Raw genomic sequence first — 22,722 nt, 5'->3', positions numbered from 1 at the left:
TGGGAAGTTTGTGTATTCTAAAATGAGATAAACAGAAAGGTATGATAGGATGGAGAACCAATCATTGTTGAAAGATATTCTGGAATACAATAAAAAATTCGTAGATGACCGGGAATATGAAAAATACGAGACAACAAAATTCCCCAATAAAAAAATGGTCATACTCACCTGTATGGATACAAGGCTGTTGGAATTGCTGCCAAAGGCGTTAAATTTGGCAAATGGTGATGCCAAACTGGTCAAAAATGCTGGTGCTCTAGTTTCACACCCATTTGGCAGTATTATGAGAAGTATTTTAATTGCGGTATATCAATTACAGGCAAAAGAGGTAATGGTTATTGCTCACCATGACTGCGGAATGAGTGGATTAAAAGCAGAGCCTGTTATCGATAGCATGATTGAACGTGGAATTTCTGAGGAAACGCTTGGAACCCTTACATATTCAGGGGTCGACATAAAGCAGTGGCTTCATGGCTTCGATTCTGTTACCGAAAGTGTCATGCACAGTGTAGAAGTGATAAGAAATCATCCATTGATGCCTGAGGGAGTGCCAGTGCACGGCCTAGTGATTGACCCGAAAACAGGCAAGCTTGACCTCGTCGTTGACGGATATCAAAAGTAACCTTATTTCCGTTTTTCCGATTTCTCTGGGACTGGATCTAAACCGCCTGGATGGAAAGGATGACATCTTAAAATCCTTCTGATCGTCAGGTATCCGCCTTTCAGTGGGCCAAAGCGATGAATCGCCTCAAGACCGTAGTGAGAGCAGGTTGGGTAAAAGCGGCAGCTCGGTGGTTTTAACGGTGAAATGGCTATCTGATAAAACCGAATGATTCCAATAAATAATTTCTTTAGCATAAGAATGTCTCCTTTATTTGCTTACTTACAAGATACCATAGTTAGGGATTTTCGTCTAAATTGGCATAGTGTTTTCAAAATAAAGCTGATGAAAAACCTCGGAATTTATAGTATCATAAGATATAGATTGTTAAAGGAGTGATCTTTATGCCTTCAGTAGAAAGCTTTGATTTGGATCATAATGCGGTCAAGGCCCCTTATGTGAGACATTGCGGTGTCCATAAGGTAGGCAGTGATGGCATCGTGAATAAATATGATATTCGTTTTTGCCAGCCGAACAAACAGGCGATGAAGCCTGATGCCATTCATACGTTAGAGCATCTGCTTGCCTTCAATATCCGCAAGCACGTCGAGAAGTATAATCACTTTGATATCATTGATATTTCGCCAATGGGCTGCCAAACAGGATATTATCTGGTAGTCAGCGGCGAACCTACAGTGGAAGAAGTCATTGACCTTCTCGAGGATACAATGAAAGAGGCAGTGGAGATTATTGAAATACCAGCCGCAAATGAACGTCAGTGCGGTCAAGCCAAACTTCATGATTTAGAAGGTGCCAAGCGGTTGATGCGTTACTGGCTTGAACACAGTAAAGAAGAATTAAAGCAAGTATTTGCCTAATAGGCAAAAAATTCCTATTCGAAATTGAATAGGAATTTTTTATGTTTGTTTTTGTTCATCTTTTACGTTATTTGGGTCAAGATGAGGATTATTTTCTAATGGATCGACCGTATGTTTAAACCCATAGGCTTTAGATGTGGTAATCACAGCAAGAAGCAGAACCACAATGACAATGATAATCGATACGACCAAGACAGTATACAATGTTTCTTCTCCCCCTTTTACCCCATATTGTAACATGCTTTTTCATTTAGATGTAAATAAAAAGGAAGCTGTTTAGCCAGCTTCCTAAAAGATCAATTCATGGTTATGTATAATCAGTGTATGTTACGAGGGTGAAAGGAAGAAGCACGCTGCTGCCCGTACTGTTCCTGGGCGAATTTCCCCTTTAGGCTTTCAATGAGGTATAGCCCCATTAAATCATAGAGTTCCTGTTTATCCATATCGTGAATTAAAGCCAGTAAATCTTCATGTGACATTTCTTCTAAAAAAGCAAACGCCAGCATATCTATATCTTCTTCATCACCTGTAAGCTTTGTCCGATACATTTCGTACAATTCATCAACCAGTTTCATCTTCAACACCTCCCCTGTTTTTTGCCTATATTTCCACCATACCCATTAACGTAAAAAATAAATCTATTTTCAGAATAAACTGAAAAATCTGTTACTTTTTAGTGTATGATTATTATATCGTATTACTTTCTAAAAAATGTATCGAAATTTGCGATAGAATAAATTTTTTCTTTTGGTGGATTCTAAATTTAAAAAGGGGATGACAGTATGAATGACAATAAAAAGACTTATTATATAGACCCAGGTACTGGCGAAATCTCGCAAAGTCAAACGGCTTCATCCTGGAGTTTTAAAATCCAGGCCAATGATGATGAAATTACAAGGCTTAGGGAATTATTTGACCAAAATTATTCGACAGAGTGGCAGGGTTTTTGGCGAGCGCATATTCCGTTTCTTGAATACCATCATGATAAGGATAACCACCAATATGATAACAAAATCCAACAAGTATACCAAATGATTTATCAACTTGGCGACCAAGAAGCCAAGAATCATATTGAAACAATGAATATATTGCCTGGGACACAGTAATGACATGATGGGGAATCCAAAACATGCAGGATTTCCCTTTTTCATTTACAATGTAGGTAAATACTCAATTCCTGTGAGGGATTTACATGATACAATTCTTGGATGATAACGGACATAAGGTAGAGCTTTCGTTTTCTAAAAATGCTTTTACTATCGGAGCCCAGCATGTTTTAGTGATTGCTCAATTAGGCAGCTGCTGGGTGCTGACAAAGCATAAAGAAAGAGGGCTTGAGTTTCCCGGGGGAAAGGTGGAGCGTGGAGAAAATCTTGAAGCTGCGGCCAGACGTGAGGCCTACGAAGAGACGGGAGCGGTGTTCTCAGAGTTATCCTATCTGGCGGAATATAAGGTTTCTGACAAAAGCGGCCCGTTTGTAAAAGCAGTTTTTTGGGGGAAAGTAGACAAGCTGGAGGATACAGAAAGCTATTTTGAAACTAATGGACCGCAGCTCATAAAAGGTGATTTGCTAGAGCTTAGATTTGGCAGCGATTATAGCTTCATCATGAAGGACCGAGTTGTCGAGGAATGCCTCCATTATATAAAACATAAAGAATAGCGGCAGCCCACTATTCTTTAATAAGCTTCTTCTCCAGTAATTCAACAAGCTGGTACATGATTGTCGCGATAACAGCAATCACCAAGAGCGATAAGAATACAAGGGTGAAATTAAACACCTGGAAACCATAAATAATCATGTAGCCCAGCCCTTTGGAGGAAACGAGGAATTCCCCAACTATGACACCAACCCACGATAGCCCCACATTAACCTTTAGGGTTGAGATAATCGTAGGGAAACTTGCAGGGACGATGGCCTCTCTGAAGCATTGCAGCCGTGTCGCGCCAAAGGTCTGAAGTACTTTTAGATAGTTGGGGTCCACCTCTTTAAACGACGTATACACTACAATGGTTGTGATGATGACAGAAATAATGGCACCCATGGCAATAATCGAAGGGTAACCAGGGCTAAGTGCCACAATCAGTACAGGGCCCAATGCTACTTTCGGCATTGCGTTTAATATGACTAAATAAGGGTCAAGTACTTTAGAGATCATCGGTGACCACCAGAGAATGGCGGCCAAGAACACTCCAAGAAAGGTACCAAGAATAAATCCGAAAATGGTTTCCGTTAAGGTTACTCCTAAATGCGTAAACAACGAGCCGTCTTGAACCTTGTCTAATAATAGGTCCCATATTTTTGACGGAGAGCTAAAGATTAGCGGGTCAATCCACTCATTTCGACTAAAAACCTCCCAACTCGAAAAGAAAAGCAGGAAGATGATGGCCTGATAAAAACGCACCCATCTTTTTTCGACCTTTAGTGATCGAATGTAATTTTTATGGAGGAGTTCTACCTTATTCGGTTGTTTGTTCAATGGATTCCAGCTCCTTCCATATCGTTTGGAAAATATCAGAATAGGCTTCATGACCTCTAGCTTTAAAAGGGGTTAGAGATTTTAATTCTTCCGGTATTTCAAACGTTTTATGAATCCTGCCGGGACGAGAAGAAAGCAGGTAAACGCGGTCACTCATGGCGATTGCCTCACCAATATCATGGGTGACAAGGATGGCTGTTTTTCCAAATTCCTCAAGTGTATTTGAGACCAAATCTTCAAGCTTCAGCTTTGTTTGATAATCAAGTGCTGAAAAGGGCTCATCGAGCATCAGCAGCTTTGGTTCGGTAGTGAGTGTTCTTACGAGTGCTACTCGCTGACGCATGCCGCCTGATAATTGTTTAGGTAATTGGGTTCCAATGTTGTCATTTAATCCCATTTGTTTTAACAGGTTTAAGGCGCTGGTCTTTGTCTTTTCGTTAAGCTGCTTTGATAATTTAAGTCCTAATAGAATGTTCTCTTCAATCGTCTTCCATGGAAATAAATAATCCTGCTGCAGCATGTAGCCGATGTCATTCTTTGAAGTAGAAACGGGCTTATTTTCCAATAAGACCGTTCCCTCTGTGGGTTTAATCAAACTGGCGATAATCGAGAGCAGGGTAGTTTTCCCACAGCCGCTAGGGCCGAGGAAGGAAACAAACTCCCCCTCCTCAACTGTAAGTGAAATATCGGAGAGGGCCGTGGTAGCAGTGTCTCTGGTAAAATAAGTGTGATGAATATCTTGAACTTTCAAGAAGCTCATGAAAGGCGGCCTCCCTTCTCTTTTATTTTTTCATGACGCTCTCGGCAAAATCAGTATTTACTAATGTCTTATAGTCAACATCTTGCGGAAGCTCTCCTGCTTCATTCATGATATCTTTTAGATTTTTCCATTCCTTTTCATCAAGGATTGGGTCTGTAGCAAAGGAACCTTGGCTCTTATAGCGTTCAACTACTGTTGACATAATTTCAGGATCGGTATCAGGGAAAAATTCTTCTACTGCCTTGGCAATTTCTTCAGCTGAGTGAGTCTCCACCCATTGCTGTGCCTTATAAACAGCTCTGGTGAATTTATCGATAATGTCTTTGTTATCCTCCATATAGCTTTCTTTCGCCATAAACGTTGTGTAAGGAACAAGGCCTGACTCTTTACCAAAGGAAGCAACAATATGACCTTTTCCTTCTTTTTCGAAAATGCTGGCGGTTGGCTCAAATAACTGGACAAACTCGCCTTGCCCTGAGGCAAAGGCATTGGCGATATTCGCAAAATCGATGTTTTGGATTAAATTTAAATCCTGATGCGGGTCGATGCCGTGCTTTTTAAGGACGAATTCACCAACCATTTGCGGCATGCCGCCTTTGCGCTGTCCGAGGAAGGTCGTTCCTTTTAGCTGATCCCATGAGAAATTATCGATCTTCTCTCTTGCAACAAGGAAGGTGCCATCTGTTTGGGTTAACTGTGCAAAGTTAATCACGGGGTCATTGGCTCCTTGGGCATAAACATAAATCGATGTTTCCGAACCTACCAATGCAACGTCAGCGCCGCCTGAGATAAGCGCAGTCATGGTTTTATCGCCGCCAGGTGTTGTTGTCAGCGTGACATCAAGGCCTTCTTCCTTAAAAAAGCCCTGTGTCAAGGCAACATATTGCGGTGCGTAGAAAATCGATCTCGTGACTTCGGCAATACGTACTTTTTCCAGTTTCTCCGGTTCTTTGCCGCCTGTATCTTTATTACAAGCAATTAGGGAAAACATAAGTATTGTGATGAGGAGAAAGGAAAAACCGATTTTTGACCATTTCTTCATCTAAAATTAACCTCCTTTATCTGGGCTAATAGCCTACGATATCGTATGACGCAGAAAAAAATGTGTGAATGCCCAGTTTCAAAATATTTTTAAAGACTTAAAAGGATCGATAACAATGAACAAAAATAATGGAAAGATAGTTAATATTAAACGGTTCCCATCCCCGAATCCAAATGTTTTCCTCAAAGAAATCACCTATTACTCGGGTGGTCTAAAAGTGAAGGGAATGCTAGCAGAACCACGCGATCAAGCAGCGTGTGATGGTTTTTTATATTTACGGGGCGGAATTAAAAACGTTGGCAAAGTCAGGGCAGCGCGGATTGCCCAGTTCGCCCAGGAAGGCTTCATCGTGTTTGCCCCTTATTATCGGGGAAACCAAGGAGGAGAGGGGAATGAGGATTTTGCCGGAAAAGACAGAGAAGATGCCTTTTCTGCATACCTGTTGCTGCAAGCATGGCCTCAAGTGAAGAAAGTACATATTTTTGGATTTTCCCGCGGCGGGGTAATGGCATTGTTAACCGGAAACCAGTTTCCTGATGCCGCTTCACTCGTTACCTGGGGCGGAGTCAGTGATATGAGTTTGACTTACTTTGAACGTGAGGACTTAAGAAAAATGATGAAGCGGGTGATTGGTGGTACACCGGAAAAATTTCCGGAGCGGTATCAGGAACGAACACCCCTGTTTGAACTGGAAAAACTCCAGGCACCTGTGCTGATTATCCATGGGGTAAGGGATCAAAATGTCTCGGTTGAGCATGCCCACAAACTGGAGGAGCGTCTTCGCAATTTGAACAAACCAGTGGAGGGTTGGTATTTTGACGATTTCACACATTATTTCCCCCCCGCAATTAATCGGGAAGTCGTAACTGATTTAGCGAATTGGATGAAAAAACATGGTAAAAGATGTTAAGATAGTAATATAAATTGTAGAGGAGCGGATTTTAATGGGTATGCCTCTTGAATTAAATACACTGATTGTCACAAAAGGAAATGAGAAACGGGTGGAGGAAAACTTGTTTGTTCTACAAAAAGAAGGTTACCGCCTATATCCAATTGAAATTCCGATTGATGTAAGAAAAACATTGGACAGCAGTTCAAGTGGTACCGCCTTGATAAAGAGGGTCGAGTGGGAGAAAAATACAACAACCTTGACCTATCAATTAATTTCATTAAATTCGACGAATTAAAGCAGGCAGCCGTGACCTGCTTTTCTTTTTGCAAAAAAGTGTAATAAATCAAGCTGAAAGCCGTCATATTTATGAATTCAAATTTTTCCAAAGGTTTATAGGGAAGGGGGTAAAAAAATTGGAACGGGCCCACCAGATTGAAACATGGTTTATTCAATATGAAAAGGATGTTACCAATTATCTAGTTTATTATACAGGCACAACTGATGTGGAGGATTTGGTCCAAGAGACGTTTTTACGGGCATTTCGTGCGCTGGGCAGGTTTAAACATGAATCAAGCCCGAAGACATGGCTGATATCGATCGCCAGAAATACAGCTATAGATCTTTATCGGAAACATTCAGTATGGGAGAAGCTGAAAAGACAGCTTAGGCAGGAGTCACCAAGTCCACAGAGGCCTCATACGGAAGATGGTTTGTTGAAGAAGCTGGAGTATGCCAGCTTGTACGAGGCAATCAATGCACTAAAGCCCAATTATCGGGACGTGATTTTATTAAGGGGGATTTCTGAACTGTCGGCACAGGAGGCAGGCCAGGTTCTCGGTTGGTCGGAAAATAAGGTGAATGTGACATTTTTCCGTGCCGTAAAAAAATTGAATGAAATGTTAAAGGAGGGTGAATATTTTGAGCAATTTATCGGATAAAGAACTGCTAGAATTGATGGGCGATTTTCCAAAGCATGAGCTATCGACAAAGGTGAGAACACAAATGCTAAAACGAATTAGTGAAGATGTTTCTACCAGCCCTAAACGGAGGCTTAGCCTCCAAAGAGTTAGCGCTTTGGCGGCGGTGTTTATTCTTGCCTTAATTGCTCCAATCCTCTATTTTTCAAATGCTTCGGGAGAGAAGAGCCTTATAAGCGGATTTCTGACAACAAAAGCTGAAGAAGGTAATTATTTTGCTCTAATGAATGAAGGAAAACCAATCTACGCAGATAGTAATTATGGAATTCCTGACAAGGTTAGTTTGCTTGCACCAGAGGAATGGATAGCTAATGATAAACGTTCTGTTGCGAAAATGATGATTTTTCTGTGGGGCGATTATAAGGATTTTGCCAATAACCCCTTAACTGTAGAAGCCGTCCATGTTCAAACAGGGGTTAAAGAGCAGCTTACCGAAGCCGTTGTTTCAGGGGGATTGTATGGCTCTGATGCCCATGCGTTGACATCCTTTAAACCTTTCAGTACCCCTGGCGTTTGGAACCTCCAGTTCTCAGTTGGAGGTAAAAACGTTGGCGAATTCTCCATCTATGTTAAAGAACCCTATATTTCGTTTGGTAAATCAACGTTATTAGTCTCGTCTGAGGACCTATATGCCGGTTTCTATGAGCATGAAATTATCGAAGTTGAAGGAGAAAATCTTCCGGAAGAAATAGAATTAAAGATATTTACCATAGAAGGGGAAACAGCGTTGACCACTACGTTTCCATTTAAAAAGGTAGCAGATTATACAACAACAGACGGGAAGAAGATTTCTCAGTACGGCGGAGGTTTCACGCTTGAAAGAAGTGGAAACTATCAATTTAGTGTGCTGCAGGAATCACAGGCTGTAGAAGTAAGGAAACCAAGTAAGACAAAATAAATAATGAAAAAAGCGATTCGACGTTGAATCGCTTTTTTCAATAAATTAGGCAATTGGGCCGCCTTTAGCTGTAATTTCTGGTGCAACATTTGTAAACTTCTTAAAGTTTTCGCGGAATTTCCCGGCTAGTTCTTTTGCCTTCTTGTCATAGGCATCAGCATCTGACCATGTCTTCACTGGCTGCAGCACTTCATCCGGAACCCCGGCTATATGGAGCGGGATATTTAAACCGAAGATTTCGTCCTTGACGGTTTCAACATGATTTAGTTCTCCTTCGAGAGCCGCTTGGACCATTGCTCTTGTATAGGAAAGCTTCATCCTGTTGCCGACACCATACTCGCCCCCAGTCCAGCCTGTATTCACTAGGAACACATTAACGTTGTGCTCAAGAATCTTTTCACCAAGCATATTGGCATATCGAGTTGCCGGCAGCGGCAGGAATGGTGCACCAAAGCAGGTCGAGAAGGTAGCCTGTGGTGAAGTCACACCACGCTCAGTTCCAGCAAGCTTGGAAGTGTAACCGCTTAAAAAGTGGTACATTGCCTGCTCTTTTGTTAATTTTGCAATGGGAGGAAGTACACCGAAAGCATCAGCAGTCAGGAACACAATTGTGGTCGGATGTCCGGCAATACTAGGTACAATGATATTATCAATGGCTTCAATCGGATAGGCAGCACGCGTATTTTCTGTCAAAGTACCGTCATCATAATCCGGAATTCGTGACTCTTTATTGATGACAACGTTTTCAAGTACAGTTCCAAAGCGAATGGCATCAAAAATTTGCGGTTCCTTTTCACGGGTAAGGCCGATACATTTTGCATAGCAGCCACCCTCTATATTAAACACACCATTGGATGACCAACCGTGTTCATCATCGCCGATCAGTTTGCGATTAGGGTCGGCTGAAAGGGTAGTTTTTCCTGTTCCGGAAAGACCAAAGAAAAGGGCAACATCACCTTCTATACCTACGTTCGCCGAGCAATGCATGGAGAAAATGTTATTCTCCGGGAGTAAATAATTCATTACAGAGAAAATGGATTTTTTCATTTCGCCGGCATACTCTGTCCCGCCAATTAGTACGACACGATGTTCAAAGGATATAATAATGAAGGTTTCTGAATTTGTTCCATCCACAGCAGGGTCCGCCTTGAAATTTGGTGCGGAAATGACCGTAAATTGTGAGTCGTGGGTCAAAAGGTCGTCTTCGGTTGGGCGAATAAACAATTGCTGTGCAAATAAATTATGCCAAGCGAATTCGTTGATAACCTGAATCGGCAGGCGTGACTTTTTATCGGCTCCAGCAAAACCCTTAAATACAAAGATCTCATCTTGCTGCTTTAAGTAGTCCAAAACCTTATTATACAAGTTTGTAAAAACCTGTTCAGAAATTGGCTGATTGAGTGACGCGCCCCAGGCAATTTTGTCTTTTGTGGTCGATTCGGATACTATAAATTTATCTTGTGGGGAACGTCCTGTATATTTTCCTGTTGAAACGGTAACAGCACCTGTGGCAGTTAAGGATCCTTCATTTCTGCTTAAGATTTTTTCTACCAGCTGCGGCACAGATAGTTGAACCTGGGCATTGCATTCATTCAGGAACAGTTTTAATTCATTTGGAGTATGAACAGAATTCATTTAAGAAACCTACCTTTTAAAGATTTTTATACTCTAAATATTCTTATCCAATAGTATAACACATTTAATTGATTAGTCTATACTAATCAATTAAATTAAGTTGTATTTTATACAATATTCTATATTTAGTAAAAAGTCATGAAAATGGGTCGTGTTTTACGTAAATTGGTTTAAGATTTTGCATGTACCAAAGTTTGATTTTAACCAAAAGTTGCTAAAAAATCCATTGACATGCTTTGTTTGTGTAGGTTATGATTTAACCTTGAACGGATACTCTCTTATCCCGAGCTGGTGGAGGGACAGGCCCTGTGAAACCCAGCAACCTGCAACTAAGAAAATACCGATATGCCACGAGTGTACGGTCGTTTTCTGGGCAAAGGTGCTAAACCTGATGCAAGGCATATGCCTTGAACGATAAGAGTGAAAGGCACGCGCAAAACATTGCACTCAACCTTTCCTCTAATGGGAAGGTTTTTTCTTTTTTCTGCGTCTACATAATAGTTTTTATACAACGTGAGAACGCCTTCGGGTTTTTTATTTTTAATAAAATTCCTGTAATTATTTCATACTATAAAGGGAATGAGTTCCGTATCAAACTCTGAGGTTCGCAAGCTTTACTATTGCCTCATTTATTTCATAGTATAGGAGGAATTCAGATGTCAACAAAGCGTCGTTTGTTTACTTCTGAATCAGTAACTGAAGGTCATCCCGACAAGATTTGTGACCAGATTTCTGATTCCATTTTAGATGCCATTTTAGCCAAGGATCCGAATGCCCGTGTTGCTGCGGAAACTTCCGTAACAACAGGATTGGTGCTTGTTGCTGGTGAAATCACCACTTCCACCTACGTGGACATTCCAAAGATTGTTCGTGAAACCATTAAAGGAATTGGCTATAATCGTGCAAAATACGGATTTGATTCCGAGACTTGCGCCGTTTTAACTTCCATTGATGAGCAATCCCCTGATATTGCCATGGGAGTCAACCAAGCGCTTGAAGCACGCGAAGGCCAAATGTCTGACGACGAAATTGAAGCAATCGGTGCTGGGGACCAAGGTTTAATGTTTGGATTTGCCTGTAATGAAACGAAGGAACTTATGCCACTGCCAATTTCTTTAGCACATAAGCTTGCCCGCAAGTTGACAGAAGTTCGTAAGGAGGATATTCTTCCATATCTTCGACCAGACGGCAAAACTCAAGTAACGGTAGAATATGATGAAAATAATCAACCTGTACGGATCGATACGATTGTTATCTCTACGCAGCACCATCCCGAAATCTCGCTAGAGCAGATCCAGCGAAATGTAAAAGAATATGTTATTAATCCGGTTGTTCCCAAGGAATTAATCGATGAAAATACTAAATATTTTATTAACCCTACCGGTCGTTTTGTAATCGGCGGCCCACAAGGGGATGCGGGATTAACAGGCCGTAAAATTATTGTTGATACTTACGGTGGATACGCCCGTCATGGCGGCGGAGCATTTTCCGGTAAAGACCCAACAAAAGTTGACCGTTCGGCTGCCTATGCTGCACGCTATGTGGCAAAAAATATTGTTGCCGCAGGTCTTGCAGACAAATGTGAGGTACAGCTTGCCTACGCCATAGGTGTCGCTAGACCGGTATCCATCTCGGTTGATACTTTCGGAACCGGCAAAGTGAGCGAAGATATTTTAGTTGACCTTGTCAGCAAAAACTTTGACCTGCGCCCTGCAGGAATTATTAAAATGTTGGATTTACGGCGTCCTATCTACAAGCAAACAGCGGCATATGGACATTTTGGCCGTACTGATGTTGATGTTCCGTGGGAACGGACCGATAAAGCTGAAGCACTTCGTCAACAGGCGGAGGGCTGATTAGAAAACGGGAATTACACATAACGTGTGATTCCCGTTTTTCTTATCTTTTTTGCAGTGATTTATAATACTGAGCCTTTTCTGCATATTCTCTTATAATTCGGTCCATGTCCTTGATATCTTCCTCATTTAATTCCCTGATTACTTTGGCAGGTTTGCCAAACGCCAATGTGTTCGGAGGTATTTTTTTACCTTGGGGCACTAAACTGCCAGCGCCGATGAATGCCCCTTCGCCAATTTCTGCCTGGTCGAGGATAATCGAGCCCATTCCAATTAACGCTTTTTTTCGAATGATACAGCTATGTAAAATGACCTGATGTCCGACTGTGACTTCATCCTCTAAAATTAGCGGGTTGTTGGGGCTTTGATGTAATATGGAATTATCTTGGATATTGACACGGTTGCCAATTTTCGTCGGCGCAACATCACCGCGAATCACCGTGTTAAACCAGACGCTTGACTCCCCGCCAATTTCAACATCGCCGGTAATAGTTGTATAATCTGCAATAAATGCGGTATCAGCGATTTTAGGATATTTATCTTTAAATGGATAAATCATTAGTCTCTCTCCTTTGGGATGATGCTTCTATTTTAACGAATAAATGAAGCACTTTTCAAAAATTATACTATTATACAGTGTGTTTAACGTAACCCATAAATATCATTGACCCTTGGTTATATGGTAAAATACTTAAAATGAGAAGTTTCAGGGGGAGCAATTATGTGGAAGTGGGAAGCAGAAGGATCCGCAAAGGCTGTTATCGTGATTGTCCACGGCGCTATGGAACACCATCGACGTTATGGCTGGCTGATTGAAATGTGGCGTTCATCCGGCTTTCACGTCATCATGTCCGACCTTCCGGGACAGGGGATGACGACAAGGGCAAACCGCGGTCATATAGAATACTTTGATGAATACATAATAGAAGTAAAGGATTGGATTCAAACAGCCTATCGCTATGATTTGCCGGTTTTCTTAGTTGGCCATAGTATGGGGGGATTAATTGCGATCCGTTTATTGCAGGAGGAAAGGCTAAACCTTGCCGGAGTGATTCTCTCCTCTCCGTGTCTGGGCCTTTTACAGAAACCGTCTAAATTTATGAACTTCCTATCGTATGGATTAAATGTGGTGTTTCCATCATTTCGGCTCAATTCCGGCCTGACTGTACAAATGGCGACAAGGAATGAAGATGTCAGGGAAGCAGATTCAAATGATACACTTTATGTGACAAAGGTATCAGTTAGGTGGTATCGTGAATTGGCAGAGGCCATTAAGCAAGCTTTCGTCAATATTCCAGACACCCAGGATGTGCCGATGCTTGTCATGCAGGGCGGAGATGACAAAATCGTCAATAAACGAACCGTTAAAGAATGGTTTAATTATGTGCCATTATCGGAAAAAAGATTTAAGGAATGGCCGAGCTGCTATCATGAAATCTTTAATGAACCTGAGCGTGAAGAGGTATTTGAATATGCCAAGGATTTTGTCAACAGTCAATTGAAAGCGATTGGCTATATCGTATAAAGAAGGGGATGACATTCAGTGCAGCCAATAACTCTAATGTCCAGAGTCTACCGCAAAATACTCCCCGCAGTTCATCAAGAGTTGGCTTATTGGAGAAGCAGGGCTGAAGAAATTCCCAATCCCGAATTAAGAAAACAGGCACTAGCCAGTATTGAGCATAAAACTTTTCATTGTGAAGGCGGAGCCATTCTTGCATTGACCGCGGGCGAGGATTATCGTCAAGCTGTGAAGTTTATTGTCGCCTACCAAACAATCAGTGATTATCTTGATAATCTTTGCGACAGGAGCACGTCCCTGGATCCAAATGATTTTGCATCACTCCACGAATCCATGACAGATGCTTTAGTGGTGAATGCTGGCAGGAAAAATTATTATCATCTCCGGGAAGACCAAGACGATAACGGATATTTAAATGACTTGTCAGAAACATGCCGGAATGTTCTAAAGGAACTCCAGCATTATGATATCATTAGGGATTATCTTTTGGAATTGTGCCGTTTTTATTGTGACCTGCAAATCCATAAGCATGTGAAGCGAGAAGAGCGGGTACCTAGACTGGAAAATTGGTTTCAACGTTATCAGAATCAACTGCCCGAGATGGAGTGGTATGAATTTTCAGCCTGCTCTGGTTCGACGCTTGGAATTTTTTGCCTAATATCCTATGCAATAAGAGACGATTTCAAGGCAAGCGATGCAGATAATATCCGTAATGGGTATTTCCCATATATACAAGGCCTCCATATTCTGCTTGATTATTTTATTGACCAAGAGGAGGATATTGCCGGCGGAGATTTGAATTTTTGCTTTTATTATCGTAATCAGGAGAGCTTGTTCAACAGGTTAACTCATTTTATGGTTGAGGCTGACCGTCATACAGAATTTCTGCCACATAAGAAATTCCACCAGCTGATTAATCGGGGGTTATTAGGGATTTACTTATCGGATTCAAAGGTTCGAAAACAGAAAGATGTCCGCAAGCTAGCCAGAAAAATCATAAAGTCTGGTGGCTGGATTAGTTATTTCTTCTATTTTAACGGACTAGCCTATCGCTCTCTGCAAAAAGCCGTGCCGGCGTTTGTGACTAGACTAATGATGAAGATATAAATATGTGGGTGATAACGGTTATTGACACATTTTTGGTGGATATCAACACAAATTGAAATGATATCGACACAAAATACAATTATATCGACACAAAATCAGAGGATATCGACACATTTTTGCGATATATCAACAATTACAAAAAACCAGGCCCGAGCCTGGTTTTACCTTTTTTCAATAGCAATAATAAACGGCGGATTATTTTGCTGGTTAATAAATTGGTACTGCAATACATGTGCTGATTTTTGGTCGATTTGCCTGCAGTAATCTAATAAGGCATCCCGCTCGAAAGCCCCTTCTTCATGTCCGTGATATAAGACAAGAACAATGATACCCTCAGGTGCCAGCATTTTATGCAGCTGTTGGACCGCTGCAATAGTTGTTCCCGGTTTGGTGACAATACTTTTATCACTGCCCGGTAAATAGCCCAAATTAAAAATCGCCCCGGTAATTTTCCCATGATGCTCAACGGGTATTAATTCTGCAGCTTTTTCATGACCAGCGTGAAAAAGTGTAACCCGGTCCAACAGATCTTGGTTATTTAAGCGTTCTTTGGCTGCAGTTAAGGCAAGTTCTTGAACATCAAAACCGTATACTTTACCGGTGCTGCCTACAAGGTTGGCCAGAAAAACGGTGTCATGGCCGTTTCCCAATGTAGCATCCACAACCACATCACCAGGATTAACCGCTTTTTCAAGCAAAAGCTTGGCATACGAAAGTATTCGGTCTAGTTTCATACCAGCGCGGACTCCTTGTTGTAAAACTTGCCTTGCCAACTGTTTCTTCGCTTAAGCTCGGCATCAATCGAATTCAATACTTCCCACTTATTAACACTCCACATTGGCCCAACCATTAAGTCAATTGGTCCATCGCCCGTAATACGGTGAACAATCATTTCCGGCGGTAAAATTTCCAATTGGTCGCATACTAAGTTTACGTAATCGTCTTGGGAAAGAAATTGGAGCAGGCCCTTTTCGTATTGCTTGACCATTAGCGTCCCCTTTAATAAATGAAGCAAGTGAATTTTGATTCCTTGAACATCCAGTTTGGCCACTTCTCGGACAGTTTTCATCATCATGTCATAGTTTTCAAGCGGCAAACCATTAATGATATGGGAACAAACCCTGATTCCGTGCTTTCTCAGTTTGTTTACACCATCGGCATAACACTGGAAATCATGGGCCCGATTGATGAGCAGCGCAGTGCGCTCATGAACCGTTTGCAAACCCAATTCAACCCATAAATAAGTTCGCTGGTTTAATTCAGCCAAATATTCAACGACGTCATCCGGTAGGCAATCAGGTCTGGTAGCGATTGATAATCCAACTACCCCATCAAGCTTTAGAACGGTCTCATACTTTTCACGAAGCACCTCCAAAGGAGCATGGGTATTCGTGAACGCTTGAAAGTAGGCCATATATTTGCCATCTTTCCATTTTGTATGCATTTTATCTTTAATATCATAGAACTGCTTTTGAAGTGATTCCGCTCGGTTTCCCGCAAAATCACCTGAACCAGAGGCGCTGCAGAATGTACAGCCGCCATGAGCAACTGTACCATCACGGTTTGGACAGTCAAAGCCGCCATCTAAAGCCACTTTAAACACCTTATGGCCAAATTGCTGGCGCAGATGGTAATTCCATGTATGATAACGCTTATCATCAGAAGCATATGGAAAAGGTTTGGTCTGAAGCATTCAGAAAAACCTCCTTGTATTTTTATTTCAGCAACGCAATCATAAGAATCATTTTAACACGAACAACTAGGCTTATCCATTTGTAATTGTTTCACGTCTTTGCCAGTAATTATTATCTACCGCTGGTTATAGTAAAGGGATTGGAGAACAAAATAAGAAATGAAGCATTCTGCTTCAAGGGAAGTGACAGACCAAGGAGGGGGTTGTTTAGATGGCTACTCGTGATTCGATGGATACATTAACCCAGCAGGTAGAAGATACTGTACGCTTTGCCGAGGACCAATATAAGCAGAGCAGTCTACAAGAGCATTATAATGATAATGGTTATACAAAAGCACTGCAACAACTGGAGACAACTTATCAGGACATCTGTACGATGGCCCATAGTGCCAATGGGCAGCAGCGGGAGCAGCTGCACCGAATGAGACTTCAAATACAACAGTTGCAGAACAGCCTGATATTACAAGGGTCACGAGGAGGAGAACAGTTTTGAAAAAACGGTCAAAACAGCAAAACCCCGAACAGAAAACACGGAATGGAATCAATAACAATGACCTGGAACTCGGACAGGATTTTGATTTAATTAAGCAAGCTAAAATGAAATATGAGGAAAGTGGCGGACAGCCAGTTAAATCCAAATTCCACCAAGAAAAGGACCAATCTTCATAAAATGTTCACAAATCTCTCAACAAATTGTTGAGGGATTTTTTTTACTGGATTTTTGGAAAAATCATTAAGGCATCAAATTTACCCTAAAAACCCCTTAAATATAGTGAAAAGTCACGTTCACAGTTTTGTAATAACTATAATTTGATGTGTGATGCGCGTCACAGATTGCCCCTCTTTTTCCATGGTTTAAATAGGGTAAGGAAATACGCAACTACCGATAAAACCTCCGTTTATTAGTACGTTCACCGTAACTGAATGGATTCCCAAGCCTATTTTTTTTGAAAAATATGTGAACGTGTTCACAATGAATTCCAAATCTGTTTAAGGAGTTTTTTTAATGAAAAGGATTCTCTTCGTCGTAATTATACTTTTTGTCGCTGTAAGCCCTTCAATATGCCGAGCAGAAGGAAATCTGCCCTCGTTAAGCATGGAGGAGTTAACCATTCAAGTGATGCCTGAGTTTGCCTACCATCCAAATGACAAAGATCAGAACCATGCCCCGCTGTTGATAGGTTACCATGGTTCGATGGTTAATAACTCTAATCAACCGCAAGAAGGGCAAATTGAAATTCCGCTTCCAATGAACGACCCCGGGTTTCGGATTGGCTATGTGGCTGACTACTCGGCAGATTTAAAACAAACATATGAAATTGAATATGCCATTGATAAGGAACGTGGCACAATTTCCTGGACTACAACGGAAGAAATTGCCCCTGGAGAGCGTTATAAGTTTGTTGTGGAATACTATAGTGACACTCTGAAGGTTAATAAGGCAAAGAAATCATTATCCTATCAATTCAAAAGCTTCGTTGATATCGGACTGGTGAATATCAATTTTTCAAAACCTGCTAAAGCGAAAGAAATGAAGCTGACTCCAGCACCGCAGGATCAAAGCCATGGGGATGGAAAAGATATCTTTGCTTATCACTTTCAGGATGTGAAAGCGGGGGACCTTAAAAACTTTAAGCTTACATATAAGCGAACTGAAACAAAGCCGACAATTGAATTAATAAATTCCGAAAAAAATGTAGAAGAAAAAAACGATAAAAGTATCAACTATTTAGCATTTGGAACATTTGGCGGTGTTAGTATTCTTTCAGCAGGCGCGTTGACTGTTTTAATCAAAAGAAACAGGAGACAAGCTTCATAATCCGGTTAAACGTACATCGTACTTTAACATATATACAGAGACAGTAACCTATGGGAGGTGAAGAATGTGTTCAAAAAACTATTAAGAATTGACAAAAAGGTGTTGATTGTTGTTGCGCTGCTGATTGGGGTTGCGTTGTCTTTTTCAACAGTTAAAACAATGGCTTATTTGGACTCACCTGGTTTTTGCCAAAACTGCCATACGATGCAATCGGTCTATACGTCATTCATGGATTCTACTCACGCGGAATTGCAATGTAATGATTGTCATTTGCCGCATAAGAGTGAAGTGGGAAAATTATTTTTTAAAGGCCGAGCAGGGATGACCCATATTTATTTCAACACATTGGGCACAGAGAAAATTCCGGATGTGATTGGTGCGACAGAACGCACCAAAGCGATTATGAACGATAACTGTATCTCCTGCCACCAGAGTACGGTCAGCAATGTATCGCATGATGCGAAAGACAGCTGTATTTCCTGTCACAAAACTGTACCGCACGGCAAAGGGTTTAAAGATGATCATTTCAACAAGCCGCCGAAATCAGGAGAGCTATTAGAAAATAAGGGAGGATTTTAAGAATGAGCAGGGTTAGATACGGGGCATATCTTCTTCTTCTGGCGTTTGTGCTGATCATCACTGGCTGCAGTAATGATTCCGGCGAAAAGACAGCAAACGCGGCAGGCAAGAAGACGACAGGCCTCTCAGCAGATGAAATCTCAAATGAAGCCTTCAAGGACCAATTTCCATTACAATACAACAGCTATATGAAAAATAAGAAAATGGAAGATACAAAATACAATGGTTCTGAAAAACGCAGCAAATACGACCCGGACAAAGAACCGCTATTGCCGATTCTTTTCAATGGATACGGGTTTGCCACCGAATATAATGAGGACCGTGGTCACGTTTATGCATTGGAAGATATCCGGAGTATCAAACGGATTACCGATAAATCAGTAGGTTCCTGTTATACATGTAAATCTACTGCTGTTCCAAAAATGATTGAGGAAATGGGCGATGATTATTGGGGCGCGAACTTCAACCAAGTGATTTGGCCAAAGGGTGAAGAGATGGGCCACTCACCAATAGGCTGTTCTGACTGTCATGATCCAAAAACAATGGATTTACGGGTAACCCGTCCGAGCTTCTATAAAGCATTGGAAGCAAAGGGTGTTGATACCTCCAACCCGACGAAAAATGACATGCGCACCTATGTTTGCGGACAGTGTCACGATGAATACTATTTTGCTGCCAGCAATAGTGAAGTAATCTTCCCATGGACTAAAGGATTTAAGCCAGAAGATATGTATGAATATTATAACACCATTGCCAAAGACAATGGCTTTGAAAAAGACTGGGTGAGCAATATCTCCGGAACACCTATGCTGAAATCACAGCATCCTGAGTTTGAAACCCATAGTTCAGGTACACATGGCAAGGCAGGCGTATCTTGTGCAGATTGCCATATGCCATATGAACGCGTTGATGGCAAGAAGAAAATTTCATCTCACTGGTGGACTTCACCGCTTAAGACCATGCAAACTTCCTGCGGTCAGTGTCACGGTGATCGTGATTTAGACAAGCTGAAAGACCGCGTTCTTGAAATTCAAGAAGCCAACGTAAGTGCATTGCATGAATCGCAGGATATTTCTACATCTGCTCACTATTATGTGAACAAAATGATTACATCGGGTGTTGATCAAGCGAGGATTAAAGAAGCTCAAGAATTTGTCCGTCAGGGTCAATGGTACTGGGATATCATTGCTGCTGAAAACTCATCAGGATTCCACAACCCGCAAGGCTCAATGGATTCTTTAAGAATCTCAATCGAGAAGTCCAATAAAGCTATCCAAATTGCGACGGAAGAACTTGTGAAAAAAGGTGTAAGCATTGAAGAGCTAAATGGCGAAATTGATAAAGTGAAGAAAGCAGTTGCCGAAGAGAAGGTAAATGAGAAGAAGAAGGATGCTGCAGTCAATAGCTACTTCCCTGCACAAGCGCCGGTTGTACCAGCTGTACCAAAAAAATAAATCTTTCCATGTTAAATGACACTGTTCCTTATTAGGAGCAGTGTTTTTATTTTTCCTACTGTCGACAAATGGCAATTAATAATGATTGCAGTCAAACAGAAAAAGGTCTAAAATGACCAAGGGTAACTTAATATTTTTTATCAAAGGAGCGTTTTTCATGCCGCGTGCCTTATGGCTTTTAATCATCGGGATGGCAGTGAATACAATAGGCTCTTCTTTTTTATGGCCTTTAAATACAATCTATATTCACGATCATTTAGGAAAGTCTTTATCTGTTGCCGGAATTGTCCTGATGCTGAACTCGGGGGCAAATGTCATTGGAAATCTGATTGGCGGCAGTTTATATGATAAAATCGGCGGTTATAAATCGATTCTACTTGGAATTGGTATCTCACTTTTAGCTTTAATAGGGTTAACCTTCTGGCATGGCTGGCCGGACTATATCATATTCTTGACCATAGCGGGCTTTGGAGCAGGACTTATTTATCCACCTATGTATGCAATGGCCGGATCGGTTTGGAAAGAGGGTGGACGTAAATCCTTTAATGCCCTTTACGTCGCTCAAAACCTCGGCGTTGCCGTCGGTGCTTCTCTTGGCGGACTCGTTGCAGACTACTCATTCGAGTTAATTTTCTTGGCGAATACGATAATGTATATTCTTTTCCTTGGAATTGCTGTATTCGGTTATAAAGGTATTACGGAAGTGCCTATACCACATCAGCAAAAAGACATTTCTGCAAATGTTGTGAAAAACAAGGCAAATCTATCCGCTTTATTTATCCTATGTGCCGGGTATTTACTGTGCTGGGTAGCCTACAGCCAATGGACGACAACTATTGCATCATACACGCAGAACATTCATATTTCTCTTACACAATACAGCTTCCTATGGACCATTAATGGAGCAATTATTGTTCTTGGGCAGCCAATCCTAAATGGAGTCTTAAAGCATCTATCTGCATCACTTAAACTGCAAATTTTAATTGGAATCGCGATTTTCATTGTTTCATTTATAGTGGCTGGCAGAGCAGATGCCTTTACTGGCTTCCTTGTTGCAATGATTATCCTAACGATTGGGGAAATGTTTATTTGGCCGGCCGTTCCAACCATTGCATTTGAACTGGCGCCAAAGGGCAGGGAAGGATTTTATCAGGGAATCGTGAATAGCACGGCAACTGGCGGCCGAATGATTGGTCCGCTGCTTGGGGGAATAATCGTTGACCTGTACAGCATGGCAGCTTTGTTTACTATCCTTATTGGATTATTCCTTGTTGCGGTAGTAACAACGCTAGTTTATGATCGTAAGATTAAACTGGAAAAACCAGTTGCTGTAAACGTATCTTAAAAGGCATTGAGGATTATTCTCGATGCCCTTTTTTGCGTCCATAAAGCTTTTAATTATTGTTAAAGACCGGGTTTTTTCGTTCAAAATAAACACGGAATAACGTTTATATTTCATCCCTATACTTTCCCTTTTAATGTATAGTTAGAGTAAGTATAATCATGAAGCGCCAACTGTTATGAAGGTGTTGGATGAAGGGGGCAGAAAATGAGAAGAATTATTTTATCGACAGAAAGTGGTGCGGATTTACCCAAGGATTTAGCTGACAAACATGCAGTTCAAGTGGTCCCAATGCATATTGTCATGGATGAACAGGATTATTTAGATGGTTTTTTACCGGTACAGGATATATTTGATTATTATGATCGCACAAAAAAGATTCCTTCTACCACAGCCACAAATCCCCATGAGTATCATGATTTTTTTTCGAAAATAAAAGATGATTATCCTGATTGCATTATTATTCATATTGGGTATACATCTAAGGCATCCTCTTCATTCCAAAATGCAATAATCGCAGCGGAAGAGTTTGCTGATCTTTTTCTCATTGATGCTTTGAATGTTACTGGCGGTTTAGCTGCAATTGTGATGTATGCGGTTACTTTGTTAGAGAAGGAACCTACAATTGAACCTATGCGCTTAATTGAAAAGATAGAAGCAATGGTTCCTAAATCAAGATTGGCATTCATTCCCGGAAGCTTAGAGTTTTTAAGAGCAGGTGGAAGGGTAAGTAATTTTGCTTATCTGGGAGGGGCACTGCTAAAAATTAAGCCATGCATCGAATTAATTGAAGGAAAACTTGTATCAACCAAAAAATACCGTGGAAAAATGAATGTCGTAGCAGAAAAACTCATGCAGGATTATTTAAATCAATATAGCATTGATAGAGAACAACTTTATTTGCTTTATTCTATTGGGCTCGATGAAAGTATCAAGCAACGGATGGATGAAATGGCAATAGAAGCTGGTTTCAAAAATGTAAAATGGCTTCAAGCTGGGGCGATGATTTCTACGCACGCGGGACCTGGTGGATTCGGAATTGCAGGATTTGAATTGTAGGTGCGCTAACAGTAGGGAAAGTCAAAAACGCTTAAATCTTACACTACCAATCAAGCGATCCACTGAAAACTATTTCTGTTATATTAGCAAAACTGTTGAAATAAACTGGCTTGTTTAAAAAAAGACTTACT

General features: G+C 41.1%; 28 protein-coding genes and 1 riboswitch. Of the genes, 18 read left to right on the top strand and 10 right to left on the bottom strand.

The features are described 5' to 3' along the window. The first annotated feature begins 49 nt into the window (after window positions 1-49). A complete protein-coding gene (locus ACZ43M_RS21910) occupies window positions 50-622 on the top strand; it encodes a beta-class carbonic anhydrase (RefSeq protein ID WP_464504645.1) in 573 nt (190 codons plus the stop codon). Window positions 623-624: 2 nt separating this feature from the next. On the opposite strand, the gene yidD is transcribed toward ACZ43M_RS21910, so the two are convergent. Continuing rightward, window positions 625-858, bottom strand: a complete 234-nt coding sequence (yidD, locus tag ACZ43M_RS21905; RefSeq protein WP_464504644.1) for a membrane protein insertion efficiency factor YidD — start codon at window positions 856-858, stop codon at window positions 625-627. Between the two features lie 147 nt (window positions 859-1,005). Between yidD and ACZ43M_RS21900 the strand changes: the two genes are divergently transcribed. Continuing rightward, window positions 1,006-1,479, top strand: coding sequence for an S-ribosylhomocysteine lyase (locus tag ACZ43M_RS21900; protein ID WP_464504643.1), 474 nt, complete (start codon window positions 1,006-1,008; stop codon window positions 1,477-1,479). A gap of 39 nt (window positions 1,480-1,518) precedes the next feature. Here the strand turns inward: ACZ43M_RS21900 and ytzI are convergent, their stop codons facing one another. Together ytzI and ACZ43M_RS21890 are read right to left on the bottom strand one after the other, a co-directional pair. Continuing rightward, window positions 1,519-1,683, bottom strand: coding sequence for a YtzI protein (gene ytzI, locus ACZ43M_RS21895; RefSeq protein WP_464504642.1), 165 nt, complete (start codon window positions 1,681-1,683; stop codon window positions 1,519-1,521). Between the two features lie 113 nt (window positions 1,684-1,796). Beyond that, on the bottom strand, window positions 1,797-2,054 hold the full coding sequence (locus tag ACZ43M_RS21890) for a DUF6154 family protein (RefSeq protein ID WP_464504641.1): 258 nt from the start codon (window positions 2,052-2,054) through the stop codon (window positions 1,797-1,799). 207 nt (window positions 2,055-2,261) lie between these two features. Here ACZ43M_RS21890 and ACZ43M_RS21885 point away from each other — a divergent pair, with 207 nt between their 5' ends. After that, window positions 2,262-2,585, top strand: coding sequence for a hydrolase (locus ACZ43M_RS21885; RefSeq protein ID WP_464504640.1), 324 nt, complete (start codon window positions 2,262-2,264; stop codon window positions 2,583-2,585). A gap of 86 nt (window positions 2,586-2,671) precedes the next feature. Beyond that, the gene (gene ytkD / locus ACZ43M_RS21880) at window positions 2,672-3,139 is read left to right on the top strand and encodes an RNA deprotection pyrophosphohydrolase (protein ID WP_464504639.1); all 468 of its coding nucleotides are present in this window, start codon (window positions 2,672-2,674) and stop codon (window positions 3,137-3,139) included. A gap of 10 nt (window positions 3,140-3,149) precedes the next feature. Here the strand turns inward: ytkD and ACZ43M_RS21875 are convergent, their stop codons facing one another. Genes ACZ43M_RS21875 through ACZ43M_RS21865 form a run of 3 tightly spaced genes read right to left on the bottom strand, consistent with a single transcriptional unit; the run spans window position 3,150 to window position 5,758 of the window. Then, complete coding sequence (locus ACZ43M_RS21875) at window positions 3,150-3,956, bottom strand: ABC transporter permease (RefSeq protein ID WP_464504638.1); 807 nt, start codon at window positions 3,954-3,956, stop codon at window positions 3,150-3,152. Further along, window positions 3,937-4,716 carry an ABC transporter ATP-binding protein gene (locus ACZ43M_RS21870; protein ID WP_464504637.1) on the bottom strand — a complete coding sequence of 260 codons (780 nt, stop codon included), beginning with the start codon at window positions 4,714-4,716 and terminating at the stop codon, window positions 3,937-3,939. Before ACZ43M_RS21870 ends, ACZ43M_RS21875 begins: the two co-directional genes overlap by 20 nt. 22 nt (window positions 4,717-4,738) lie before the next feature. Then, entirely contained in the window at window positions 4,739-5,758 is a 1,020-nt protein-coding gene (locus ACZ43M_RS21865; RefSeq protein WP_464504636.1) for an ABC transporter substrate-binding protein, read from the bottom strand. Between the two features lie 115 nt (window positions 5,759-5,873). On the opposite strand from ACZ43M_RS21865, the gene ACZ43M_RS21860 reads away from it, so the two are divergent. The 4 genes from ACZ43M_RS21860 to ACZ43M_RS21845 all read left to right on the top strand — a co-directional run bounded on the left by ACZ43M_RS21860 (window position 5,874) and on the right by ACZ43M_RS21845 (window position 8,525). Further along, on the top strand, window positions 5,874-6,668 hold the full coding sequence (locus ACZ43M_RS21860; RefSeq protein WP_464504635.1) for an alpha/beta hydrolase family protein: 795 nt from the start codon (window positions 5,874-5,876) through the stop codon (window positions 6,666-6,668). Window positions 6,669-6,702: 34 nt separating this feature from the next. Continuing rightward, window positions 6,703-6,945: a DUF2584 domain-containing protein gene (locus ACZ43M_RS21855; RefSeq protein ID WP_464504633.1), complete on the top strand. Its 243-nt coding sequence runs from the start codon at window positions 6,703-6,705 to the stop codon at window positions 6,943-6,945. Window positions 6,946-7,063: 118 nt separating this feature from the next. Then, on the top strand, window positions 7,064-7,588 hold the full coding sequence (locus ACZ43M_RS21850; protein WP_464504632.1) for an RNA polymerase sigma factor: 525 nt from the start codon (window positions 7,064-7,066) through the stop codon (window positions 7,586-7,588). Further along, on the top strand, window positions 7,569-8,525 hold the full coding sequence (locus ACZ43M_RS21845; RefSeq protein WP_464504631.1) for a hypothetical protein: 957 nt from the start codon (window positions 7,569-7,571) through the stop codon (window positions 8,523-8,525). The genes ACZ43M_RS21850 and ACZ43M_RS21845 overlap by 20 nt, the downstream gene beginning before the upstream one ends. Before the next feature lie 45 nt (window positions 8,526-8,570). On the opposite strand, the gene pckA is transcribed toward ACZ43M_RS21845, so the two are convergent. Next, window positions 8,571-10,160, bottom strand: coding sequence for a phosphoenolpyruvate carboxykinase (ATP) (gene pckA / locus ACZ43M_RS21840; protein ID WP_464504629.1), 1,590 nt, complete (start codon window positions 10,158-10,160; stop codon window positions 8,571-8,573). Window positions 10,161-10,435: 275 nt separating this feature from the next. Beyond that, window positions 10,436-10,581: riboswitch (SAM riboswitch) on the top strand. A 235-nt stretch (window positions 10,582-10,816) separates the two neighbouring features. On the opposite strand from pckA, the gene metK reads away from it, so the two are divergent. Further along, window positions 10,817-12,016, top strand: coding sequence for a methionine adenosyltransferase (gene metK, locus ACZ43M_RS21835; protein ID WP_464504628.1), 1,200 nt, complete (start codon window positions 10,817-10,819; stop codon window positions 12,014-12,016). A 43-nt stretch (window positions 12,017-12,059) separates the two neighbouring features. On the opposite strand, the gene ACZ43M_RS21830 is transcribed toward metK, so the two are convergent. Next, entirely contained in the window at window positions 12,060-12,575 is a 516-nt protein-coding gene (locus tag ACZ43M_RS21830) for a gamma carbonic anhydrase (RefSeq protein WP_464504626.1), read from the bottom strand. 162 nt (window positions 12,576-12,737) lie between these two features. On the opposite strand from ACZ43M_RS21830, the gene ACZ43M_RS21825 reads away from it, so the two are divergent. Beyond that, on the top strand, window positions 12,738-13,541 hold the full coding sequence (locus tag ACZ43M_RS21825; RefSeq protein WP_464504624.1) for an alpha/beta hydrolase: 804 nt from the start codon (window positions 12,738-12,740) through the stop codon (window positions 13,539-13,541). A 36-nt stretch (window positions 13,542-13,577) separates the two neighbouring features. Continuing rightward, entirely contained in the window at window positions 13,578-14,645 is a 1,068-nt protein-coding gene (locus tag ACZ43M_RS21820) for a tetraprenyl-beta-curcumene synthase family protein (RefSeq protein WP_464508086.1), read from the top strand. 161 nt (window positions 14,646-14,806) lie between these two features. On the opposite strand, the gene mnmM is transcribed toward ACZ43M_RS21820, so the two are convergent. Then, the gene (mnmM, locus tag ACZ43M_RS21815) at window positions 14,807-15,379 is read right to left on the bottom strand and encodes a tRNA 5-(aminomethyl)-2-thiouridylate-methyltransferase MnmM (RefSeq protein ID WP_464504622.1); all 573 of its coding nucleotides are present in this window, start codon (window positions 15,377-15,379) and stop codon (window positions 14,807-14,809) included. Continuing rightward, window positions 15,376-16,338 carry a tRNA modification radical SAM protein MnmL/YtqA gene (gene mnmL / locus ACZ43M_RS21810; protein ID WP_464504620.1) on the bottom strand — a complete coding sequence of 321 codons (963 nt, stop codon included), beginning with the start codon at window positions 16,336-16,338 and terminating at the stop codon, window positions 15,376-15,378. The genes mnmM and mnmL overlap by 4 nt, the downstream gene beginning before the upstream one ends. A 211-nt stretch (window positions 16,339-16,549) precedes the next feature. Here mnmL and ACZ43M_RS21805 point away from each other — a divergent pair, with 211 nt between their 5' ends. The 7 genes from ACZ43M_RS21805 (at window position 16,550) to ACZ43M_RS21775 (ending at window position 22,591) form a co-directional block, all read left to right on the top strand. Next, window positions 16,550-16,831 carry a YtzC family protein gene (locus tag ACZ43M_RS21805; protein WP_464504619.1) on the top strand — a complete coding sequence of 94 codons (282 nt, stop codon included), beginning with the start codon at window positions 16,550-16,552 and terminating at the stop codon, window positions 16,829-16,831. After that, complete coding sequence (locus ACZ43M_RS21800; RefSeq protein ID WP_464504617.1) at window positions 16,828-17,007, top strand: glycogen biosynthesis protein GlgD; 180 nt, start codon at window positions 16,828-16,830, stop codon at window positions 17,005-17,007. The genes ACZ43M_RS21805 and ACZ43M_RS21800 overlap by 4 nt, the downstream gene beginning before the upstream one ends. 337 nt (window positions 17,008-17,344) lie before the next feature. Then, the gene (locus ACZ43M_RS21795) at window positions 17,345-18,157 is read left to right on the top strand and encodes a hypothetical protein (protein ID WP_464504616.1); all 813 of its coding nucleotides are present in this window, start codon (window positions 17,345-17,347) and stop codon (window positions 18,155-18,157) included. Between the two features lie 66 nt (window positions 18,158-18,223). After that, entirely contained in the window at window positions 18,224-18,736 is a 513-nt protein-coding gene (locus tag ACZ43M_RS21790; protein WP_464504615.1) for a NapC/NirT family cytochrome c, read from the top strand. A gap of 2 nt (window positions 18,737-18,738) precedes the next feature. Next, entirely contained in the window at window positions 18,739-20,190 is a 1,452-nt protein-coding gene (locus ACZ43M_RS21785; RefSeq protein ID WP_464504613.1) for an ammonia-forming cytochrome c nitrite reductase subunit c552, read from the top strand. 157 nt (window positions 20,191-20,347) lie between these two features. Continuing rightward, the gene (locus ACZ43M_RS21780) at window positions 20,348-21,535 is read left to right on the top strand and encodes an MDR family MFS transporter (protein ID WP_464504612.1); all 1,188 of its coding nucleotides are present in this window, start codon (window positions 20,348-20,350) and stop codon (window positions 21,533-21,535) included. 204 nt (window positions 21,536-21,739) lie between these two features. Next, window positions 21,740-22,591 carry a DegV family protein gene (locus ACZ43M_RS21775; RefSeq protein ID WP_464504610.1) on the top strand — a complete coding sequence of 284 codons (852 nt, stop codon included), beginning with the start codon at window positions 21,740-21,742 and terminating at the stop codon, window positions 22,589-22,591. Window positions 22,592-22,722: the final 131 nt, after the last annotated feature.

It is taken from the genome of Neobacillus sp. B24 (assembly GCF_055381825.1).
Note: the sequence above shows the minus strand (reverse complement) of the source record. Positions and strands in the feature narration are given on the sequence as shown.

What these genes read in the sequence shown, in the direction of transcription:
- ACZ43M_RS21910 (WP_464504645.1), top strand. Translation starts at nt 50, where the DNA reads ATGGAGAACCAATCATTGTTGAAAGATATTCTGGAATACAATAAAAAA.
- yidD (WP_464504644.1), bottom strand. Translation starts at nt 858, where the DNA reads ATGCTAAAGAAATTATTTATTGGAATCATTCGGTTTTATCAGATAGCC.
- ACZ43M_RS21900 (WP_464504643.1), top strand. Translation starts at nt 1,006, where the DNA reads ATGCCTTCAGTAGAAAGCTTTGATTTGGATCATAATGCGGTCAAGGCC.
- ACZ43M_RS21890 (WP_464504641.1), bottom strand. Translation starts at nt 2,054, where the DNA reads ATGAAACTGGTTGATGAATTGTACGAAATGTATCGGACAAAGCTTACA.
- ACZ43M_RS21885 (WP_464504640.1), top strand. Translation starts at nt 2,262, where the DNA reads ATGAATGACAATAAAAAGACTTATTATATAGACCCAGGTACTGGCGAA.
- ytkD (WP_464504639.1), top strand. Translation starts at nt 2,672, where the DNA reads ATGATACAATTCTTGGATGATAACGGACATAAGGTAGAGCTTTCGTTT.
- ACZ43M_RS21870 (WP_464504637.1), bottom strand. Translation starts at nt 4,716, where the DNA reads ATGAGCTTCTTGAAAGTTCAAGATATTCATCACACTTATTTTACCAGA.
- ACZ43M_RS21865 (WP_464504636.1), bottom strand. Translation starts at nt 5,758, where the DNA reads ATGAAGAAATGGTCAAAAATCGGTTTTTCCTTTCTCCTCATCACAATA.
- ACZ43M_RS21860 (WP_464504635.1), top strand. Translation starts at nt 5,874, where the DNA reads ATGAACAAAAATAATGGAAAGATAGTTAATATTAAACGGTTCCCATCC.
- ACZ43M_RS21855 (WP_464504633.1), top strand. Translation starts at nt 6,703, where the DNA reads ATGGGTATGCCTCTTGAATTAAATACACTGATTGTCACAAAAGGAAAT.
- pckA (WP_464504629.1), bottom strand. Translation starts at nt 10,160, where the DNA reads ATGAATTCTGTTCATACTCCAAATGAATTAAAACTGTTCCTGAATGAA.
- metK (WP_464504628.1), top strand. Translation starts at nt 10,817, where the DNA reads ATGTCAACAAAGCGTCGTTTGTTTACTTCTGAATCAGTAACTGAAGGT.
- ACZ43M_RS21830 (WP_464504626.1), bottom strand. Translation starts at nt 12,575, where the DNA reads ATGATTTATCCATTTAAAGATAAATATCCTAAAATCGCTGATACCGCA.
- ACZ43M_RS21825 (WP_464504624.1), top strand. Translation starts at nt 12,738, where the DNA reads ATGTGGAAGTGGGAAGCAGAAGGATCCGCAAAGGCTGTTATCGTGATT.
- ACZ43M_RS21820 (WP_464508086.1), top strand. Translation starts at nt 13,578, where the DNA reads ATGTCCAGAGTCTACCGCAAAATACTCCCCGCAGTTCATCAAGAGTTG.
- mnmM (WP_464504622.1), bottom strand. Translation starts at nt 15,379, where the DNA reads ATGAAACTAGACCGAATACTTTCGTATGCCAAGCTTTTGCTTGAAAAA.
- mnmL (WP_464504620.1), bottom strand. Translation starts at nt 16,338, where the DNA reads ATGCTTCAGACCAAACCTTTTCCATATGCTTCTGATGATAAGCGTTAT.
- ACZ43M_RS21805 (WP_464504619.1), top strand. Translation starts at nt 16,550, where the DNA reads ATGGCTACTCGTGATTCGATGGATACATTAACCCAGCAGGTAGAAGAT.
- ACZ43M_RS21795 (WP_464504616.1), top strand. Translation starts at nt 17,345, where the DNA reads ATGAAAAGGATTCTCTTCGTCGTAATTATACTTTTTGTCGCTGTAAGC.
- ACZ43M_RS21785 (WP_464504613.1), top strand. Translation starts at nt 18,739, where the DNA reads ATGAGCAGGGTTAGATACGGGGCATATCTTCTTCTTCTGGCGTTTGTG.
- ACZ43M_RS21780 (WP_464504612.1), top strand. Translation starts at nt 20,348, where the DNA reads ATGCCGCGTGCCTTATGGCTTTTAATCATCGGGATGGCAGTGAATACA.
- ACZ43M_RS21775 (WP_464504610.1), top strand. Translation starts at nt 21,740, where the DNA reads ATGAGAAGAATTATTTTATCGACAGAAAGTGGTGCGGATTTACCCAAG.